We start from the raw sequence: 20,395 nt of genomic DNA, 5'->3' as shown, positions 1-20,395 counted from the left end.
TATATAAATTAAACCTTCAAATGCTTCCAAGCCCCGCGTTTAAACCTCAAATAAATGAGATTAGATCTAAGAAATTGATCACTTGCCACCGCACTCCATAATCCGATCATGCCCCAATGAAAGACATACACGAACAAGTAGCTGAGTACAACTCTGATTCCCCATACACCAATAAAAGTCGAATACAACGGATAGCGTGTATCTCCTGCGCCTCGTAAGGCGCCTCCAAGAACAAATTGCGATATTTGTGATACTTGAATAAAACCTACGATGCGAAGAGCCCAGGCCCCTTCACGAATAATCGTCTCGTCATTTGTATACAGCCTAAGGATATGCGGTGCGAACACAATAAAAAGCGCCCCCATAAAGCCGGCCACCATCATGCCGTACTTTCGGACCTGCCACACGTATCGTTCGGCAAGATCGGGTTTGCTTACACCTAGTGTTTGCCCAACTAACGTTGAAGCTGCTATCGCGAATGCAGCACCTGGCATAAACGAGATGCCAATAATGCTCGTTACAATTTGCGATGCCGCGATGGCAACAGTCCCTAATCCCGCACAAATTTTCACAAATGTCATAATCCCTAATCGCATGATCAATTGCTCTAGACTACTTGGTATGCCAATCCTCAACATTCGACTGATCATGACGCGATCCAAACGGCTGATCTCTGACCATCCGATTCGAACTGTAAACCTGCCGCTAAACATAACAACGATAAAGCAAATCATCGCTCCGAACTGAACCAGCAACGTAGCCATTGCCGCACCCGTAATGCCCATTTGCGGAAAATCGAGATGACCATAAATCAGCAAGAACCCAAGGGTCACATTCATGCAGCCTGCCAGCACATTGATTATCATCGGTGTCCGGGTGTCGCCTGAGCCTCGCAGAATAGCAGATAAAGCAGATGAAATTGAGGAAAAACCGATTGAAAAAAACATAATTTTTGCATAGGTTAGTCCAAGCTGAACGACCTCATCACTAGCGCCCATCAGTTGAAGCAGGCTCTCTGCAAAGGTCACGCCAATCGAAACTATAAGGACAGATAAGACAGCACCTAGCATAAGCGATTGCCCAGCAGCTAAATTCGCGTCCTCCATCTTCCCCGCTCCAGTCGAACGAGCAACAATAACGGTTGTACCCGAATTCAGCGCTGCAAAAAGCACGGTCAATAAGGAATAGGGTTGGCTTGTTAAGCCAACTGCTGCCACGGCAACAGCCCCGAGATGTCCGACTAGAATCATCATCACCATTTGAGTTGCATTCATGAGCAGCATTTCCGTCAAAGATGGACCTGCCAATTTGAAAATCATCCGGCGAACAGCTTTATCATCCTGTGGATTTATGGAGGCGGATTCGCTGGATATCGCTGCATCTGCATTCATGGCTGGCCTGCCATTAGATGTTCCATCCAGGCAAATACGCTTTTGTATTGTGCAGCATCTGATCGAATAATACCTCTGCATCGTGAATATCAATCGTCACTAGCGGATCGTTGATAAACGCTTTAAATGCCAAGTTCTTGTCCTTTTGAAGAGCCGCCTTCAGAATTAACTCCTGATTCATCGTGTGCTGTAAAACCAGATTATTAACTTCCATCGGAAGCTCACCTGCGTAAACCGGACGCAAGCTGTTTGTAGCGAACACCGCATTCGTTTCTACAACTGCCCCCATGGGAATGCCCTTCATTTGGCCAACGTTAGGCACGTTAATATTAGTGACAAATTGCTCAAGTCCAATGAGACCTTTTAACTGTCTCACTTCTTCTTCGCCTGATGTTTTGAGCGGCAGTTTCTCCTCGCCACTTAGCAGCTTTCCGTAAAAAAGCTCGGTTGCAGCATGCTTTTCAACACGACTTTGAACCGTCGTTAACCCAAACTTCCATGATCGAACCGTCTCTGGATCTTTTAAATACCAAGGAGGCATAAATTCTGCCAAGTGACGGTCGCCCGCAGCAGCAATTACACCATAACGCCGAAATAAATCAAACTTCACGCGGTTAGCCGCCGTATATGTGTTCGTCATCCAAGCATCTTTGTTATGTTCAAATCCAGATTCATAATAGTTATCAACAAACTTACGATACATCGGAAGTAAGTCCCTATTCTGATACGTCGCTTGATCGATCCATGTAAAATGGTTAATCCCCAGCACATTCACTTTCACTTCATCCCTGTGTACACCCTCCATGCCTTCCATATCGCGCAGCATGCGAATCAGAAGACCTTGTACCCCGAAAATCTCATGGCAGCAGCCAATTGCTTTAATTTTCGGAAACACTTCGTAAAGTGTCCGTGTACAGAGTGTCATTGGGTTCGTGTAATTAAACACCCAGGCGTCAGGCGAATATCGCTCGATCGCTTGGGCAATTTCCACATACATGGGAATGGTACGAAGAGCTCTGAGCAGCCCCCCTGGTCCCGTTGTATCACCAACAGCCTGATAAATACCGTATTTCTCAGGGGCATGAACGTCGGATTCCATTTCTTCAAAAGTACCAGGTAGAATCGAAATAAACACAAAATCGCAGCCACTCAACGCTTCTTGGAGCGTCGGATACGCCTTATACGTCCATTTGGATTTCGTCTCTGGATAGTCAGCAACCGAGTTACCCAGTTTTTCATTGTTTTGGGCTTTCCCATAGTCAAGATCATACAACCGAATCGTACCCGACAATTGACCATCCAACGCCAAATCGGCAACCAGATTTTTAGCCCAATACATCGAACCCCCGCCAATATAAGCGATTTGTATATCGCTGACTTTCTCATTAGCAAATTTCATGTTGTTCCTCCTTCATATCTTTCAACACCCACATTAGCTATCAGTATAGAAAACAATTCCACATTAGGGGATGGCAAAAATTAAGTCGGGTTGTGATTTTTTACACTTTGCAAAAAGAGAAACTAAAAAACGCCAGCCCTCTTTAGAGGATTGGCGTTGTATGAAAGATGACAAAATCGGTTATGAAAAACCATTGACCGCGTGCCGTGCTTACAGCAGCCGCTGTAAACGTAAGATCGTAAACCGGTTGCGCACGAACAGCGCATCCTGCAGCGATGCCTCCACCAGCGCTGGCTCCACGCCAAGCTGGTCCGGCGTTACCGGCCCCTGCACCGCCGCGAGCCACGCAGCAAGCTGCGTTGGCGGCGGAACCGCCCGGGCGATGCTCTGCACATCGCCCCAATGCTTCGTGATGCGCGCTTGCAGCGCATGCGCATCAACCCCCATCGCCGACGCATTCTCGGCGATGATAGCCTCGGCCATGGCCCCGTAGGCCGCCCGAATGCGTTCCGCATCCGTCTGCGCACTCGGGGCCTGCCCGTGCGCTAGGCGCGCAGCGGCCTCGTCGGCCGTAAGCTCCAGCAGCGCCTGATAGCGCTGCGCCATGAGCACGGTCGCGACGCCGACCTTCGCGCCGTGCAGCAGCGCCCGGCGGCGCTGCTGCAGAAGCACCATCTCCCAATAATGGGAGAGATGGTGCTCAGCCCCAGAGGCCGGCCGGGAGTGGCCGACCAAAAGCATGGAAAGGCCGGATAGGATCAGGCCTTCCATCAATCGGCGCATGCCCAGCTCGGTGCGCTGCGCAATCTCTTCCAGATGGGCGGTGGTCAGCTCCACCGCCTCCAAAGTCAAGCGAGCACTCAGCTCGCAGTAGTGCTCGTCTAACAGCACGCGGCCGAGTGCCCAGTCCGCGAGTGAGGTGTGCTTGCCGAGCATGTCGCCAACGCCAGCTGCAATCATGGCTTGCGGCGCTGCTGCGAGTATGCCCAAGTCAGCGAACAGCGCCTCGGGCGCAGAGCAGGGAATCGTCTGTTTGAAACCGCGAACGATGAGCGGTGCGCCCACTGAGGCAAACCCATCAACGGACGGCGCTGTCGGCACGGAGAGGAAAGGCCGATTCGTTCGATGGCTTACAAAGCGTACAATGTCATGCAGCGTCCCTGTACCCACGGCGATCAGAACTTGTGAAGTCGTCGACGCGTCCAACATCAATTGTACGATGGCTTCCTCGTCAGCTGCGACTTCGCCCATTTCATTCTCACGAATGACACAAGTGCCAACCTTCACCTGTCCGTCTTCCAGCAGCGAACGCAGCTTTTCACCAGCCACCGCATAGGTATTCGCATCGGCTACCAGCGTTATTTCCTCATACCCTGTTTCCTTCACATAAGCAACAACATCAGCTAAAGCATTTTGAGCTATGACAATACGGCGAATCGGAATCTCATGCTTTTGCCCGCAGGCGCAATCTAGTCTTTTTCCCAACCACGCTTGTAATAATTCACTCATATCTCTCATCTCCTAACTCGTACGTACAAGTGATCCTTCCTCCTATTCTAGCTCAACCTATGCTATAATGAAAGCCATTCTAATAGACTTTTCGCACGAAAAGAGGAGACAAATCCCTCATGCCGATCCAATCCGAAACCGAGCTATATGCACCGATCAAACACTTCTTCGAACAGCGTGGCTATACCGTCCGCGGGGAAGTTAAGCACTGTGACTTGGTGGCCATTCGCGGCGAAGAACCACCGCTTATTGTTGAATTAAAGAAGAGCTTTAATATCCCGCTGCTCATTCAAGGTATTGATCGATTACGGCTTACACAAGATGTCTATGTCGCCTTCGAGCTCCCTAATAAGGGGAAAGCCCCCCATCGCGTGCAATGGGAGGATATTCGTCGTCTTTGTCGCATGCTTGGACTAGGCGTGTTAACGGTCCAATTCTACAAACGCAAACAGCCCACAGTCGATCTTGTCTGTGAGCCTACACCTTATACTTTACGCCCTAACAAAAGAGCTTCTGGCAAGTTAATGACCGAATTTCATGAGCGCAGCGGTGACTATAACGTTGGCGGCAGCTCCCAGCAGAAGCTGATGACCGCGTATCGTGAGAAATCACTCCATTGTGCCTATCTGATGCAGCAGCATGGACCTCTCAGTCCACGCAAGTTGCGTGAGATGACCAGCAATATGAACGTGAGCTCACTTCTGCAGCAAAACTACTATCGTTGGTTTGTCCGACAAAGCCGCGGCATCTATCATCTTACACCCGGCGGCGAGAAAGCCTTAGTCGAGTATGCGCACGTAGTTTCGGCTTTCCCAACGATAACCATCCCTTCGTCTTTATGACCGAATAACTACCCGATGAACATTGGCCTCCTCATTCATCCGCAGCAGTGCCTTGTTCATCCAAATAGCGGCTTGTGAGCCTTCACCCATGGCGATCGTCACTTGTTCTGCATGGACACCCACATCGCCAGCCGCCCATACGAACGGGACGCTCGTCATCTTACTGCGAGGATCGGTCATAATGTGCCGATTCTCCATGCGTTCTGCACCCAGTTGGCGCGCTAGATCTGACTTGACTTCATTCCCTCCGAAAGCAATAAAGCCTCTCTCTGCTTCCACTTTACTGCCATCTTTGAGCACAATGCCCTTGAAGCGCCCCGGTGAATCGGCAATAACCTCGGCAAGGTCTTCTGTCAAATAGGTGATGCCTTTCTTCTTCATTTCCACCAGATGTTCGCTTTTCACCGCACGATTTTGGTGATTCACATACGTTATCATCTCTGTTCGGTAACGCAGCTTAATCGCCATTGCTGCTCCTGCATCTCCTGAGCCCATCACCACCGTACTGCGATCCCTGATCTCATATCCGTCGCAATCGGGACACACATATACGGTTAGTCCCAAGCACTCTTTCAGGTTCGGGATTTCAGGCATACGATCGATCAAACCCGTCGCCAGCAGAAGCGTCTTCGCTTCATAACCTCGGCCGCTTTTTCCCCATAGCTCGAAGCCATCACCGATTCTTCCTTTGGCGACAGCTTGTACAACTTCATCTTGGACAAAAACAACGCCTAGCCGCTCCGCTTGCACCCTGCCTAATTGTCGTAATTGTTCCCCTGATACGCCGTCTGGCCAACCAAGAATATTATGATAGCTCCTACACAGTGTTGAACGCCCGTAACCCGCGTCAATTACAAGTACTTTATGCTCATATCTGCCTAGTTGAATCGCCGCTTGAAGCCCTGCAATGCCTCCTCCGACGATCACAGCATCCACTCTCTCCATGTCCACAGTGCCCCTCTTCTTCAATTCACTACCAACTAGGATAACCGAAATGTGGGGCAATCATCCTTTTCATCCTTATAGAGGTCGTTTACTTGTGATTCTTATTATATCCCTATCGATTCTTAATCGACCAGATCAACCCAAATTGCGTCATTGCAGCAAGCAGCAGGATCCATGGAATGAGGCCGCTATCCAAATCACTACCAAAAGTAATCAGAACGAGAATGGAAATGACCCGCCCGACATTCAAGAAAAATTCCCGAACAACCACACTTTCGACCTTTAATTCCCCTTTAAGAGGAAGTCTCGCTATTAAGCTGTAATAGAAACCTGTCATTGTATTCCCTTGCAGAGGTGCAAAGATCGAGTACAGAATCATAAAGCCGACAACCGACCACACATTTAAGCTTCCTAAAATACAGGAGACACCCACAAGGTAACCCACTGTCGAAATGGTCAAATACATTCTTGCTCTGCCCGCATTCGCGTACTTTGAAATAAAAATCCCCATCACGATACTTAGACTCGAATAAAGGACACCGAGGTAACCAACCAAATCTTCTCGAGGCAGTACTTTGAATAAGAGAATGTTTGGAAGAAACATCATCGTGCCTTGCAGCAATCCCATCCCGAAAAAGCCAAACAACGCTTTCGACCACTCTTGCTTTTTCTTCATAATGAGCCCTGTGTATTTCAAATAATACACACGATGATGCCCGCCTGACGCCTTAATTTTCAAAGAAATTAACGCGGCCAATAAAAACATAAGGAATGCAATCGAGAAGACGATCGTATATCCGCTTAAGCCTTCTTTTAACCGAATAATGAAACCAGCAAGAGCCGGTCCTGCAAGCGTAGCAGCTGTGAAGAACATCATATTGTACGCGAGATAACGAATCCGATTCTGCTCCGTCGACACATCATACATCAGCGTTAAATAGCCAACCCAGTAGAAAGCGCCTGCAAGTCCATTAAATATGGCAAAAAGCACATAATAATCGACCAACCGCTCCCCTGCAATACTCACACTTAAATAGAAGAGACCAATGAGTACGATACCTAGCCGGTACGCAACCATACGATCCTTCTTCTTAATCATATAACCGCCAATGGCGAACCCTATCGGTGTTAGGATATACACGATAATACTGTACGTCCCATTCACGACTACACTATGCGTTAACCGCCACAAGTATAAATTGAGGAACACCCCTGACATGGAAGCTCCGAATTGAAAAATGGAATGAATAATCAAGGAAATAATCGCATCGCGAGACAACTTTTTCTCAAGCGGAAGCGCATTCCCTCTGTTCTGCAGCCATGCTCTAATTTTATAATTCATGGTAATCCCCCAGTCCTCTACATTGTAACAGCCATTGCGCGAACTGTTAAACAGTAAAAAGCCCCAGCATCGGCGCTGGGGCTTGACGTACGTCTAGATTTGGCTTACTTCTTAAGGCTATCCCATGTTTTCTGGAATTCTTCCAACATTTGATCCTTCGTATACTTCTTCGCAACATAACCTTGCATGATATCGCCGAATTTCTTACTGGATGCTTCTCCACCTGGGAATTTGAACCAGTTCCAGCTCAATGTTTTACCAGCTTTGCTGTATGCGATAATGTCTGCTGCTAATGGTCCAAGTACTTTCTCGTCAGCAGGAATTGATTTGAAAGCAGGGATAAACTTGAACTCATCTGTGATGTATTTCTTACCGATATCGGAGCTAACCATCCAGTTCAAGAATTTCTTAGCTTCGTCTTTAACGGCCGAGTTTTTATTGACAACCCAGTTATTCGGTACGCCTACGAACAATTTATCGTTCGCTGTTGCATCATCACTGATCGGCATTGGCAAGAAACCAATTTTGATATCTGGGTTTGTTTTGGAAATTTGAACTTGTGTCCAGTTACCTTGTTGCGTCATAGCCGCTTTACCCGTAGCAAAATCCGTTACTTGTGTATTGTAGTCGGTTTGTAGAGGGTTTTTGTTGCCATATTGCAATTGTAGGTCGAACAATTTCGCCCATTGGTTGAACACTTCGTTACCTGTAATTTTTGATGTACCTTTGTTCAAGCCATCGATGAACGCGTTCGGATCCTTTTGATAAGCAAATGGAAGGTTCACGAAATGGTTTCCAAGTACCCACCACTCGGCATAGCCTGTTTCAAATGGTGTGATACCCGCATCTTTCAACTTTTTAGCCGCTGCTTCTAGTTGTGAGAATGTTTTTGGAAGCTCTGTAATGCCTGCTTTAGCAAATAGATCTTTGTTGTATTGGAAACCGTAACCTTCAAGGTTAAGCGGCTGACCGTATAGTTTGCCACCTTTAGTCATAGGCTCTTTCGCAACATCTACCAGATCTTTCACCCAAGGTTGATCGGATAGATCTTCCAAGTTGTCGATCCATTTATCTAGATCCGTGAAACCACCGTTGTTGAAAATATCCGGTTTGTCACCTGCGTTAAACTTTGCAAGAAGGGCTGCACCGTAGTCAGCTCCACCGCCGACAGTGTCAACTTGAATTTTCACGTTCGGGTTCAGCTTCTGATATTCTTGCACCATTTTACCAAGTTGATCTGCAATCTCTACTTTGAATTGGAAGATTTTAATAGTGACTGGCTTACCGCCAGCAGCAGGTGTTGTTGTAGATGTTGAAGCGCCCGTAGTTGGTGCTGGACTTGCTGTCTCGTCTTTTTTCCCGCAGCCAGCTGCTAGTACGGATAAGGATAATACTGCCGCCATTGAAACCATCGTTAATTTTTTCATTTAGGTAATGCCTCCCTTTAACTTGTTTCTTCTTTTGTGACCCGTTTACTCGTTGTTGACTTGCTTCCTTACATGATTCATTGTAAACACTTACATCGTGCCTTAACACCGAGTATATTGAACATAAAGGTGGAATATCTTGAACTTATTTGAAATTCTGTCACCCTTTTACTGAACCTGCCGTAATCCCTTCTACAATATGTTTCTGTAAGAACAAGAAGAAAATAACGATTGGCAGTACGCTTAAGGTTAACCCAGCAAGAGCTAAATCCCATTGTTTCGTATATTGTCCAAAGAAAGAGAAGGTTGCGAGCGGAATCGTTCGCAGTTCCGGATTGCCCAGTACGAGAGATGGAAGCAAGTAGTCATTCCAAATCCATAAGCTGTTCAAAATGATAATCGTGATCGACATCGGCTTGAGCAGCGGAAATACGATTTTCCAAAACACGCCATAAGCTGAACTGCCATCGACTTTTGCCGACTCCTCAATTTCCAGCGGAATGGACTTGATGAAGCCATGGTACAAGAACACATTTAATGAAACACCAAAACCGAAGTAACAAGCAACCAATCCCAGCTTACTATCCATGAAACCGATTTGACTAGCTACACGTACTAACGGAATCATAATCGACTGGAAAGGAATAACCATCGCAGCTACGAAAGCCAGGAACACTAAGTTATTGAATTTACTAGATTTTCTGACCATGCGATAAGATGCCATTGATGAGATGACCACAAGGCCCACATTAGCCAAAACGGTAATGAACAAAGAGTTGAAGAACGCCTTCGGAAACTTCATGATGCTCCACACTTTCGTGTAGTTATCAAGGTAAAGAGAACTTGGAAGTTTCGCTGTATTCGCTGCAAGCTCAGGGAACGTCTTCAAGGAATTTGCGATAACAAAGTAAAACGGAATTAAGAACAGTAAGGCAACTAGAATGCCCAGCACTTCAAGAGCAAATAATCGACCTGTATACTTTTTGACGGAAGCCATTAGACCTCAACCTCCTTGCGCTTGGTGTACATCACTTGGATGGTTGAAATGATGGCAACCACGATGAAGAATACGAGAGCTTTGGCCGTACCTAAGCCGTAGCGGTTATTACGGAATGCTTCTTGATAAATATTGATGGATACGGACTCCGTGGAATTGAACGGTCCGCCTTTCGTTAATGAGAAGTTCAAATCAAAGATTTTGAACGACCATGAAATCGTCAGGAACAAACAGACTGTCACTGCTGGCATAATAAGTGGAACGATGATGCTTCGCAATACTTGTAAACGTGATGCACCGTCAATATAGGCTGCTTCCAGCATATCCTTAGGTACATTCGACAAGGCAGCTATGTAGATAATCATAAGATAACCTGCACCTTGCCACACACTGACAATAACGATCGCCCAGAAAGCTGTCGGTGAATCGCCCAACCAAGGTAATTCGAAAAAGCCGATATGTGTAAGATTGCCAAGAGTCGCAAATCCTTTTACAAAAATAAACTGCCAAATAAAACCAAGTAACAAACCACCAATTACGTTAGGCATGAAAAAGATTGTGCGCAGCACATTTCTTGTTTTCAGCGCTTGTGTAAGCAATAAGGCGAGTAAGAAGCCTACAAGGTTTGTCAGAATAACGTTCGTCACGGTTAAACGTGAAGTAAAGTTAAAAGCATTGCGATAATCCTTATCATGGAATAGGATTTGTTTGAAGTTTTCCAACCCATTGAATTTTACTTCTGTTGTTACGCCATTCCATTCAGTAAACGAATAATAGATGCTCATCAGAAATGGAATCAAGACTACGATGGTAAAAAATACTAACGCAGGTCCGATAAAAACCCATTGCTGAAGCCATCCAGAAAGCATTCTTTTTGTTTTCACTGGGAAGCCCCCCTTACCATTTTGCTACTATACCCCAAGTATAGAGTGCTGCAGTACCCCAAAACACAGACAATGGTGACGCATTAGGTGGAATTTGTTGACCTCTCCTGCTACAATGTAGGGGAAAATCCTAATACAGAAACCGAGTTGATGAAGTGTGATTCGACATAGTATCCGCAATAAACTCATCTTATTTTTGCTAATTGCCACGTTAATCCCCTTCCTCACCTCCCTTGTTGTGTCCTACTTTTTCACGAAGCAGAAGGTTACCGAGGATACTCTTACGAACAACTCTGTGCTGCTTACACAGGGTAAAACAAACATCGAAAACTATCTGAACGGCCTTGTTCAGGCTTCCTCTACGATTTACACAGGAAGGAATCTGGCTGAGCTTGGTCAATTTTATGATATTATTCAAACGCAGCGTGAGATCGACTATCAGAGCGATAAAGTGATCAAAAGCGGGCTTCAGGTTATGTCACACTCCGTGAAGGAAATCAAACAAATTTACCTGTATGCCTCAGTGAGCAACCGTTCTTATCTCTCTAACAATGACATTCAAGTAGGCATGGTTGGTAAATATGAAGGACTGCAGCCGTTCCCAGCGGACAAGCTTGTCTATTTTGAAACGACACACCAGAGCAACTTATATGGGATGTCGCTTACTGCGTATTCTATCCCAACGCCAGTTATTTCTATGCACCGAAACGTCATGTACTCACCAAGTAATCAATCCATTGGCGAGCTGGTTATTGATTTAAAATTAGACCTTATTTCTGACATTTCCCAAAGTCTTTTCACTCATGATCAAGAAGAGCTCTATATTTTAGATGAAAAAGGACGGATCGTCTTTGGCCCAGACGCAAGCAAATGGGGGCATCCCTTAGGTGACAGTTGGGGAAATGAAGCGATTCAAAGTACGCTTGATAGAGGAAGTTACGAGTGGACGAAAGGTACGTTTGCCGGGATTAATATGTATGAGAAAATGCGTACAGACTATTTGAACTGGACGATTGTCAAACGCATTCCGTATGAACTGTTAACCAAGAATGCTCGCCAGTTGACCTTCATTAACGCACTTATTCTTTCCTTCTCCATGCTGATTGTCATGGCTGGTACGGTCTATATTAGTATTCGTTTCACAGCCCCAATCAAACAGTTAATTCGTTACATTACACGTATTCAAACTGGACAAGCTGGACTAGGTGATCAGCAAAGCGACATTGAGTTAACCCGCGTGGACGAAATGGGAATTCTCGCAAACCGTTTTCACGGGCTTATGCAAGATCTAGATCAAATGGTTATGCGTGAATATCGGTTAGAACTAGCGAATAAATCGAATCAGCTCATGGCGCTGCAAGCGCAAATTAATCCGCATTTTCTGAATAATGCCTTGCAATCTATCGGTACATTAGCCTTGCAGCACGAAGCCCCTAAGATTTACACCTTGATTAATTCTTTGGCCAAAATGATGCATTACAGCATGAACACGAATGAATCGGTTGTTCCGCTTCGTAAAGAAATCGAACATACGAAAGCCTATTTAGAGCTGCAGAAGCAGCGTTTTGAACATCAATTTGATATTGTTTATGCGATTGAGGAAGGCACTCAGACCTTATCTGTTCCTAAAATGATACTTCAACCGCTTGTCGAAAATTATTTCAAGCATGGCTTTAAACCTAGCCAATCGCAAGACGTTGGTCTGTTGCGCATCGAATCTGCAAAGCTAATTACCACAGAAGGCGACTTTTTGAAGCTCACCGTTGCTGATAATGGCATTGGGATGACGGAGCAGCGGATCCATGAAGTCCGAAGTCGATTGAAAACGCCAACTGCAGCAGATGATTCCTATATCGGTTTACGTAATGTTCTTACGCGCGTCCAGCTCTATTTCAATGATGATGCCACATTGGAGATTGACCATGTCCATCCCCAAGGCCTGCGAATTGTCATTCTTATTCCGATGAAAAAGGGAGTTACCTGAAATGAAAGTATTACTTGTAGATGATGAGAAGCATGTTCGTGATGCCATCCGATTGCTTGTGGATTGGAAGCATTATGGCATTGATACAATATTAGAAGCATCTGATGGGGAAGCCGCCATTGCTTTGGTTGGCAGTTCGCATCCTGAAATCATTATGACCGATATGATGATGCCCGGCATGAATGGCGTGAAGCTGCTAGAGTGGCTGCACCGTTATGCCCCTGATGCCAAGACCATCGTTATCAGTGGTCACGACGACTTTTCTTTACTTCGACATACGGTAAAGTTCGGTGGAACGGATTATATTTTGAAACCGATAGATCCCGATCAGTTGAACGAAGCTTTGGACAAAGCCATTCAGACTTGGCTTAAAGATGAAGAACAGCGGCATGCCAGTCGGGAGCTGAACATCGAAGTGAACCAATTCAAGCCGATTTACTGGGACAAGCTGCTTTCCGCGTTAATTGCCGAACCGAACACGTACGAACCTGTCGCTGACCAGCTTGAGCGTGAGCTTCATTTATCCAGACATGTCACGACCTGTCGAGTTGCCATTCTCTCGCTAGATACGATGGAGGCTAGTATCAAGAATAAATTCAGTCAAAATATGGATCTCCTGCTTTTCTCCCTGATTAATATTTGCAATGAATTTCTTGTTCCGCATCAGCGCGGCTACGCTTTCCGACACCTGCATAATTCGAATGAGATTGTCCTCTTTTTATGGTCAGAGCCTTCCCAAGCTGAGGAATTGCTCGCAACGATTAATGATGGGATTCGCACTGCTTTGCATGCCCGTGTGGACTTCGGGATTGGGCGTGAACATAGTTTCCCAAGTCAATTAAAGCTTTCCTACCAGGAAGCGCGCGATGCCCTCCGTCAACGTAATCTGAAATCCAAAGAAACCTGGATTCATACGAATTGGCTGCCTGCCAAAGTTACACCACAAACGTTAACCTTTCACCAGTTTGAAGAGCAAATCTATCTGGCGCTGCGCAGTGGGAATGTCGAGCAGATCCAAGAGATCGTACAGCTGTGGATCGACGCAATCCGAAGCTGTGAAGTGATTACGCCTGAGCAGCTGGAGCACTGGTGGGGAGAATATCGGGTGATGATGCGTCGTTGGGTCCAGCAGTTGCTGCCGAACAGCCGCGAGGAAGAGATTCATCCGCTGCTCCTAGAAGATAGCGTTGCTACGATTATTACACTCGACGAGAAGGGTATCCTCTCTTTGTCTCTCTGGCAGCAAGAGTTAACTCGCAGCCTCGTTCAGCTATCCAAGCTCCATCTTGAGAGTCAGCACAAGGGGAACAATGTTATTTTCGAAATCGCTAGTTTTCTAGAAAAGCACTACCACGAGGATATTTCACTTGCGGATATTGCCAGTCGATTCTATCTAAGCCGCGAGTATATCTCTCGCAAGTTCAAACAGGAGTTCGAAGTCAATCTATCTGATTACTTAGGACAGATTCGAATGAGCAAGGCGAAGGTGCTGCTCTGCAACCCCAATCTGCGCATTTCCCAGGTTGCTGAGATGGTTGGTTATCAGGATGAAAAGTATTTCAGCAAGGTTTTCAAAAAAATGTCGGGTATGACCCCCAATGAATATCGAAAAACAGCGAATTCTATCTAAAGTTCCGAGAAAATAATGGAATATGTTATACTAGTATTTAAGAGGTGATTTTCATGAGTATGCCCATTGAGAGCGCAACGGCGAATTCTTTTCCCCGCACGTCGAAGGCAACAAGGGTCAAGAAGAAAACGTATGTCTACCTATTCGTGGGTTGGGTCATGCTGATCGCAGTCGGAGTAACAGCTACGATGATGTACACGGAGCATCTGAGGCAACAAATATCAACCGATATCGCACAGCAAACCCAGCAGCAATTACAGGTTATTCAGCAAGATTATCAGAAGCAAGTCTCTCAATTGAAGGATAGTGTGACTACCGATATGAAGACTTTGCAAGCCAAAGTAGATTCATTGAATGAACTACTAGCGTTCACCAAAGATAGCGCTAACAGCAAGACCGATAATAGTAATCAATTGTACACACAGCTTGCAGACGTTAAAAAGAAGCTAGATGAGCTGACTAAGAATCTGGATGTGTTGAAATAATGACAGCAAATTCGATTCAGCAAATCAATCGTATGATGTTGCTTGTGTGTGCCCCATTCCTGGGCATGCTGATTTGGCTGCTCTTCGTCTCCCTGCATATTTCTATTCCAGTTAAGTCACCCATAGCGTCAACACCCATCAATCTAGAGCAAGAGACGAATAACTTGAACAGTCTATTGACCAAGGCGAATAATGATGCGGTTCAAACCAAAACCATTATTCAACAGTATTTTCAGCTGTACGAGAAAAGCACGGCAGAAGTAACCGCCATGCTCCAAAGCGCGGCTTCGCAAGTCGTCAAACCCGGACTTATCTATGATGCAAGGATTACAGCCAAGCTTGGTAGCCCTATTCGCCAAGCCACTTCTGGCAATATCGACATTCAGTTGTTCGCTTTGAATGAAAAACATTATTCAGGTTATGCTCTTAAAGTGAACCTCAAAACCGATAAAGCAATCAAGCTTGTGTTAGGGAATGATAAGCTCGGCTCCAGTGAAACGACGTTAGCCGCGGCTTCGCGCTATGGCGCCGTTGTCGGCATTAACGCTGGCGGCTTCGCGGACGATAATCGTGGAAAACGCTATCCGCTTGACACCACCGTGATGAACGGGAAATATGTTAACGGCTTCTTCCCCACCAACAACGACACAGCTTTCATCGGTTTGAACAAGGACCGTAAGCTGATCGGCGGCAAGTTCAGCTCTCAGTCGGAGCTTGATAAGTTGAATCCTCTAATGGGTTCGACCTTCGTCCCCGTGTTGATGAAGAACGGTAGTAAGATGTCCATTCCGTATCAATGGCAGAGCTCACCAGCAAGAGCTGCACGAACCGTGATGGCTAATTATAAGCATGATCAGCTCTTATTCCTTGTCACGGATGGCTACGATGAAAGCGGCAATTCTGGTGCTACACTGGCTGAGCTACAGGACAAGATGCAACAACTAGGCGTCGTTGATGCTTATAATCTGGATGGAGGCGGCTCTACCACACTCGTCTGGGGTGGCAGCGTAATCAATCGTCCTTCAGATGGAAGACTCCGGCCACTCGCTACGAACTTCTTGTTTTTCAAATGACCCAAATTATTCACACAATATTCGTTTCTTTTTTGGGGATGGTTGGGTATAATAAGCCTTAACTATGTGCAAAAATGTTCTTTAACCCTATAGGAGGTGCAGCAATGTTCGGTTTATCTACAACATTTTGGCTCGTTAATTCGGTTTTTCTATTATTCATCGTCGCTATGTTGACGGCTTCCTATAACGAGGACAAAACAAAAGGCCTATAAAAGCCAAGAAAAAAAGCATCGTCTTCTCCAGTTGGAGAGCGATGCTTTTTTCATTTGTTTAACTACTAGGCTCTCGCCTTAAGCAGGTTCATTTCAGTTATACAAACGCCGCAAATATAGCGATCTTTGAATTCACTGACACTTTCCATGCTACCGCAGAATACACATTTCGGACGATATCTCTCAAGAATGATATGGTCTCCCTGCACTAGAATTTCTACAGGATCTCCCTCATTCATTTGGTATCGCTTTCTTAACGATTTAGGTAATACGATTCGTCCCAATTGATCGACTTTACGTACGACTCCAGCTGGCTTCATCATAGGACTTCACCTCTCTTTTCCCAGACGTTTTCTACACTTCCGGCAATTTCACTTCGACCATCATAACCATATCGAGCTTACCGATACTATTCGCCGTAATTCATGTAATTCCTTCTGCCAAAGCCCTAAAAACTTTCTTTTCTTGTCAGAAATGTCGCTTGAGCACTAAAAAACATAGGTCACGAGTATTCCTACTCGAGACCTATAAATCCAGTTTGGCGTAATCCCTCATATAAAATAATAGCCGCAGAGTTGGAAAGATTTAACGATCTTACCGCGTCGGACATTGGCAACCGTATTAAGGTATCTGGATGTTGACGAAGCAGTTCCTCAGGCAGACCTTTGGTCTCTTTACCAAACACGAAAAAATCGCCATCTTGGAAAGTAAAATCGGAGTAACGCAGGCTTGCCTTCGTTGATGCGAAGAAGAATCTATGACCCTCATACGCTGCCAAGACCTCATCGAATGAATCGTGGTAGTCAATCTTTACGGAATGCCAATAATCAAGACCAGCTCGCTTCAGCGTCTTATCATCGGTATCAAAGCCAAGGGGTCTCACCAAATGAAGATGAGTACCAGTCGCTGCACATGTGCGAGAAATGTTACCTGTGTTCGCAGGAATTTCGGGTTCTACTAATACAATATGAAAAGCCATCTCTGTTCATTCACCTCATTCTCTATCCTATTATAACCTGATCTGGAATGCAATTTAACACAGGGTTAACTTTATCTTAATATCACGATGATAGAGGTACGTCATACTAGAGATATCCTTCATTAAAAGGAGATACCTAACAATGAAAAAGAAAATTCTTATTGTTGATGACGAACCTTCAATTTCCATGCTGATTGAATTCAACCTGAAGCTTGCCGGCTTCGAAGTACACTGTGTGTTCGACGGAGAAGCTGTCTTCGGTGCTATTCAATCCTTTCGCCCTGATCTTATTGTCCTTGATCTCATGCTGCCCAAAATGGACGGCTTACAAGTATGCCGCAAGCTGAGAAGCCAGAACAACCTTGTTCCAATTATTATGTTGACGGCCATGCAGGATCTAACCGATAAAATTGCCGGTTTAGACAACGGAGCCGATGATTACATGACAAAGCCGTTCTCACCGCTTGAGCTTGTCTCACGCATCCAAGCGATCCATCGCCGTATTCAAACCTTGCCTTCAACGTCAGAAGAAGCACCGATTGCGATCGGCCAAATTTCCGTCAAAGCAGAGCAACGCGAAGTAACGATGAATGGCACGCCTATTGAGCTTACACCGAAGGAATTTGAATTACTTCTATTCCTCTGCAAGCATCGCGGCAAAGTGCTTAGTCGACAACAGCTGCTTCATGGCGTGTGGGACTATCACTTCCTCGGGGATACGCGCATCGTAGACGTCCATATCTCGCATCTGCGTGACAAGATTGAGCAGAATGCACGTCATCCGGAATATATCATGACGATTCGCAACGTCGGTTACAAATTGACTGAGCCTGTCATCAAAGAGTCTTACGCTTAATGCGCGAGCTAAATTAAAGAAACATCCCAGAACATGAATCATGTCTTGGGATGTTTTTTTGGTTTTAGGATTTTCCTTTCAGCTCTGCTGCCGCTTGCTCAGCTTGCTTATGCTCCAAGGATTCGGTTAATCGCTCTTTACTCATGAGAACTGCTGCAATGACAGCCAAAGCTGTTGGAATCAACGCCCACATAAATGTATAGGAAATCGAGGATGATAATCCTGCTGTAATTTTATCTAGAGCAGGTTTCGGAATTTGGGCACGCATTTCAGGTGCCAGCAATACCCTAGGATCACTAAACGCTGGATTGTCAGCCATGTTCCCTTGCCCGCTTCCAGCGAAAATTTCCTTAAGCTTCGCTGTGAAATCATTCCGTTGAATAATTCCGAATAGTGTAATTCCTAAAGTCATACCTAAGGAACGAACGAACGAGACTGTTGCATTCACTGAACCACGCTGCGATGGATCAAAGTGATGAATTGCCGCATTGGAAAGTACGGAGAAGCTCGCACCGATCCCAACACCAACGACGATCATGCACATTGTCACATACAAGCGGCTTGTATCCGGTTCAAGCTGCGTCAGCATGAACATACCTGCTGCTAGAATCACAACAAAGATCATCATAATGTTCCGGTATGGCATCTTATTCATTAAGAAACCACCGCCGACCGCTGAGAATACGGAACCTACCATCATCGGCAATAAGACGAGTCCAGAATTCGTAGCTGTACCGCCAAGTACACCTTGAATATAAATCGGGATATACACAGATGCTGTGATGAAGCCCATCCCGCTCAATAAACCAAGCGCATTACTCGTCGTAAACAAACGGTTCTTAAACATGGGGAATGAAATAATCGGCTCAATAACTTTTCTTTCAATGAGGATGAAGCAAATCGTTAATACGGCGAAAGCTGCAAATAGTCCAATAATTAAGCTGGAATCCCATGCATATTTGTTTCCACCGAGCTCAAGGGCAAACATCATACTGACAACGGCACCAACAAGCGTAACGGCACCCCACCAGTCAATCTTCTGCTTCGTATGGATCGGTGATTCTTTGTAGTAGACTGCAATAAAAATAAGGGCCAAAATACCAAGAGGAATATTGACATAAAAGACCCAATGCCAATTGATATAATCCGTAATATAGGCGCCAAGCAACGGTCCGAAAATACTCGACAAACCGAATACCGCACCGAACAAACCGCCTAGCTTCCCGCGTTGTTCAACAGGGACGGTATCAAACATGATCGTGAACGCAATCGGAATAAGCGCTCCGCCGCCGATCCCTTGAAGCGCACGGTAAATACTAAGCTGAACGATACTTTCTGCTGTACCACACAGGATGGAAGCAAGCAAGAATACTATTAAACCAAAAATAAAAAACCGTTTACGCCCGAACATATCGGATAACTTACCAAAAATCGGCATACCCGCCATTTCAGCAACCATGTACGCGGATGTCACCCAAACGAACTTATCTAGTCCGCCAAGATCTCCTACGATTGTTCCCATTGCTGTAGCCACAATCGTGTTATCCATCGATGCCATCAGCATCGCCAAGAGCAGACCTGCTAGAACAAAGCCTACTTTATTATTTGTTTTCGTCATTCTTACACATTCCTTTACTATTTCGTTTCGTCTTACCACCTTAATACTGACACAGGCGTACTACATCTTGCGTGATTCTTTCACAATGGCACCCTTCTTTTTCTCCAGATGCATCTTGTATTCAACCAGTTCGACTTCACAACCAGGACCAATGACAACTTGGTTACCGCGGACCACCTTCGCACTCGTATGCTCCAGGTAAATATCATCCCCTTCAATCACCGAAACCATTACCTTTGCGTGCGGTGAGGGTCTAAAGAAGAAGCTTAACGGATGCAGCATACTCGCTTTGCGAATTCTTATTTTCTCTCCGCCGATCTCTCTCACTGTTGAATCTTGGAATAGTCTAATGTCGATATCCCCTGCGTTAAGCAGTCCTCCAATATCAAACATCCCCTTCAAGTGAAACACATCGACTTCGCAATCCCCTCCCGCAGTGACTTGGCCCTTCAAAGTAATCTGGTTGCCTAACATATGGCCTTTCACTTCAATCGTCCCTGAACCAGTAAGTGAGCCAATTTCGGCATCACCACTGATACTCACCGTCCCCGAATTTTTCATTGTATCGCTTTGGACATTACCCGTCAATGAAAATGTGCCTACAATGCCTGTTTTGCCTGCCTGCAGATCACCATCCATCTCTATGGTTCCGATACATTTCAACAGACGGCATTTCATATCACCTTCTACGATGCCTTCTCCAACAATTTTCACACGATCATAGAGGCCACCTGCCACAGTGGAGCTACCTGTAATGTTCAAGTTACTAATTGGCGAACGTTTGTTTGCATTCATTTCCATTGTACCTCAAACCCTCCTCTC

Annotated in this window: 18 protein-coding genes; 6 read left to right on the top strand and 12 right to left on the bottom strand. The window is 45.6% G+C overall.

The features are described from left to right. Positions 1-8: 8 nt before the first annotated feature. The 3 genes from AC58QM_RS03080 to AC58QM_RS03070 form a co-directional block, all read right to left on the bottom strand. Positions 9-1,391, bottom strand: a complete 1,383-nt coding sequence (locus AC58QM_RS03080; RefSeq protein WP_497281247.1) for an MATE family efflux transporter — start codon at positions 1,389-1,391, stop codon at positions 9-11. A 13-nt stretch (positions 1,392-1,404) separates the two neighbouring features. Continuing rightward, complete coding sequence (locus tag AC58QM_RS03075) at positions 1,405-2,790, bottom strand: family 4 glycosyl hydrolase (RefSeq protein ID WP_497281245.1); 1,386 nt, start codon at positions 2,788-2,790, stop codon at positions 1,405-1,407. A gap of 210 nt (positions 2,791-3,000) precedes the next feature. After that, entirely contained in the window at positions 3,001-4,299 is a 1,299-nt protein-coding gene (locus AC58QM_RS03070; RefSeq protein WP_497281243.1) for a sn-glycerol-1-phosphate dehydrogenase, read from the bottom strand. Between the two features lie 119 nt (positions 4,300-4,418). On the opposite strand from AC58QM_RS03070, the gene AC58QM_RS03065 reads away from it, so the two are divergent. Continuing rightward, complete coding sequence (locus tag AC58QM_RS03065; RefSeq protein WP_497281242.1) at positions 4,419-5,141, top strand: DUF2161 domain-containing phosphodiesterase; 723 nt, start codon at positions 4,419-4,421, stop codon at positions 5,139-5,141. Here AC58QM_RS03065 and AC58QM_RS03060 read toward each other — a convergent pair. The 5 genes from AC58QM_RS03060 to AC58QM_RS03040 form a co-directional block, all read right to left on the bottom strand. Beyond that, a complete protein-coding gene (locus tag AC58QM_RS03060; protein WP_497281240.1) occupies positions 5,136-6,086 on the bottom strand; it encodes an NAD(P)/FAD-dependent oxidoreductase in 951 nt (316 codons plus the stop codon). The two genes, AC58QM_RS03065 and AC58QM_RS03060, sit on opposite strands and share 6 nt — an antisense overlap. 112 nt (positions 6,087-6,198) lie before the next feature. Continuing rightward, the gene (locus AC58QM_RS03055) at positions 6,199-7,428 is read right to left on the bottom strand and encodes an MFS transporter (RefSeq protein WP_497281238.1); all 1,230 of its coding nucleotides are present in this window, start codon (positions 7,426-7,428) and stop codon (positions 6,199-6,201) included. A gap of 104 nt (positions 7,429-7,532) precedes the next feature. Then, on the bottom strand, positions 7,533-8,855 hold the full coding sequence (locus AC58QM_RS03050) for an ABC transporter substrate-binding protein (RefSeq protein ID WP_497281237.1): 1,323 nt from the start codon (positions 8,853-8,855) through the stop codon (positions 7,533-7,535). 160 nt (positions 8,856-9,015) lie between these two features. Continuing rightward, on the bottom strand, positions 9,016-9,852 hold the full coding sequence (locus AC58QM_RS03045) for a carbohydrate ABC transporter permease (protein ID WP_497281235.1): 837 nt from the start codon (positions 9,850-9,852) through the stop codon (positions 9,016-9,018). After that, complete coding sequence (locus AC58QM_RS03040; RefSeq protein ID WP_310502017.1) at positions 9,852-10,721, bottom strand: carbohydrate ABC transporter permease; 870 nt, start codon at positions 10,719-10,721, stop codon at positions 9,852-9,854. Before AC58QM_RS03040 ends, AC58QM_RS03045 begins: the two co-directional genes overlap by 1 nt. 172 nt (positions 10,722-10,893) lie before the next feature. Between AC58QM_RS03040 and AC58QM_RS03035 the strand changes: the two genes are divergently transcribed. Genes AC58QM_RS03035 through AC58QM_RS03020 form a run of 4 tightly spaced genes read left to right on the top strand, consistent with a single transcriptional unit; the run spans position 10,894 to position 15,908 of the window. Next, complete coding sequence (locus tag AC58QM_RS03035) at positions 10,894-12,720, top strand: cache domain-containing sensor histidine kinase (protein ID WP_497281233.1); 1,827 nt, start codon at positions 10,894-10,896, stop codon at positions 12,718-12,720. Position 12,721: 1 nt separating this feature from the next. Then, complete coding sequence (locus AC58QM_RS03030) at positions 12,722-14,350, top strand: response regulator (protein WP_497281231.1); 1,629 nt, start codon at positions 12,722-12,724, stop codon at positions 14,348-14,350. 53 nt (positions 14,351-14,403) lie between these two features. Then, positions 14,404-14,835, top strand: a complete 432-nt coding sequence (locus AC58QM_RS03025; protein ID WP_310501919.1) for a hypothetical protein — start codon at positions 14,404-14,406, stop codon at positions 14,833-14,835. Then, positions 14,835-15,908, top strand: a complete 1,074-nt coding sequence (locus tag AC58QM_RS03020; RefSeq protein WP_497281230.1) for a phosphodiester glycosidase family protein — start codon at positions 14,835-14,837, stop codon at positions 15,906-15,908. Before AC58QM_RS03025 ends, AC58QM_RS03020 begins: the two co-directional genes overlap by 1 nt. A gap of 277 nt (positions 15,909-16,185) precedes the next feature. Here AC58QM_RS03020 and AC58QM_RS03015 read toward each other — a convergent pair whose 3' ends face one another. Together AC58QM_RS03015 and trmL are read right to left on the bottom strand one after the other, a co-directional pair. Next, entirely contained in the window at positions 16,186-16,440 is a 255-nt protein-coding gene (locus tag AC58QM_RS03015; RefSeq protein ID WP_171630099.1) for an AbrB/MazE/SpoVT family DNA-binding domain-containing protein, read from the bottom strand. 194 nt (positions 16,441-16,634) lie between these two features. Next, positions 16,635-17,099: a tRNA (uridine(34)/cytosine(34)/5-carboxymethylaminomethyluridine(34)-2'-O)-methyltransferase TrmL gene (gene trmL / locus AC58QM_RS03010; RefSeq protein ID WP_497281228.1), complete on the bottom strand. Its 465-nt coding sequence runs from the start codon at positions 17,097-17,099 to the stop codon at positions 16,635-16,637. A 142-nt stretch (positions 17,100-17,241) separates the two neighbouring features. Between trmL and AC58QM_RS03005 the strand changes: the two genes are divergently transcribed. After that, the gene (locus AC58QM_RS03005; protein ID WP_497281226.1) at positions 17,242-17,955 is read left to right on the top strand and encodes a response regulator transcription factor; all 714 of its coding nucleotides are present in this window, start codon (positions 17,242-17,244) and stop codon (positions 17,953-17,955) included. 64 nt (positions 17,956-18,019) lie between these two features. Here the strand turns inward: AC58QM_RS03005 and AC58QM_RS03000 are convergent, their stop codons facing one another. Continuing rightward, positions 18,020-19,573 (bottom strand): MDR family MFS transporter, encoded by a 1,554-nt coding sequence (locus AC58QM_RS03000; RefSeq protein WP_497281224.1) that lies wholly within the window; start codon positions 19,571-19,573, stop codon positions 18,020-18,022. Between the two features lie 60 nt (positions 19,574-19,633). Beyond that, complete coding sequence (locus tag AC58QM_RS02995; protein WP_497281223.1) at positions 19,634-20,374, bottom strand: hypothetical protein; 741 nt, start codon at positions 20,372-20,374, stop codon at positions 19,634-19,636. Positions 20,375-20,395 lie beyond the last annotated feature (21 nt).

It is taken from the genome of Paenibacillus sp. J22P165 (genome assembly GCF_059692015.1).
This window is presented reverse-complemented; position numbering and strand designations above follow the sequence as displayed.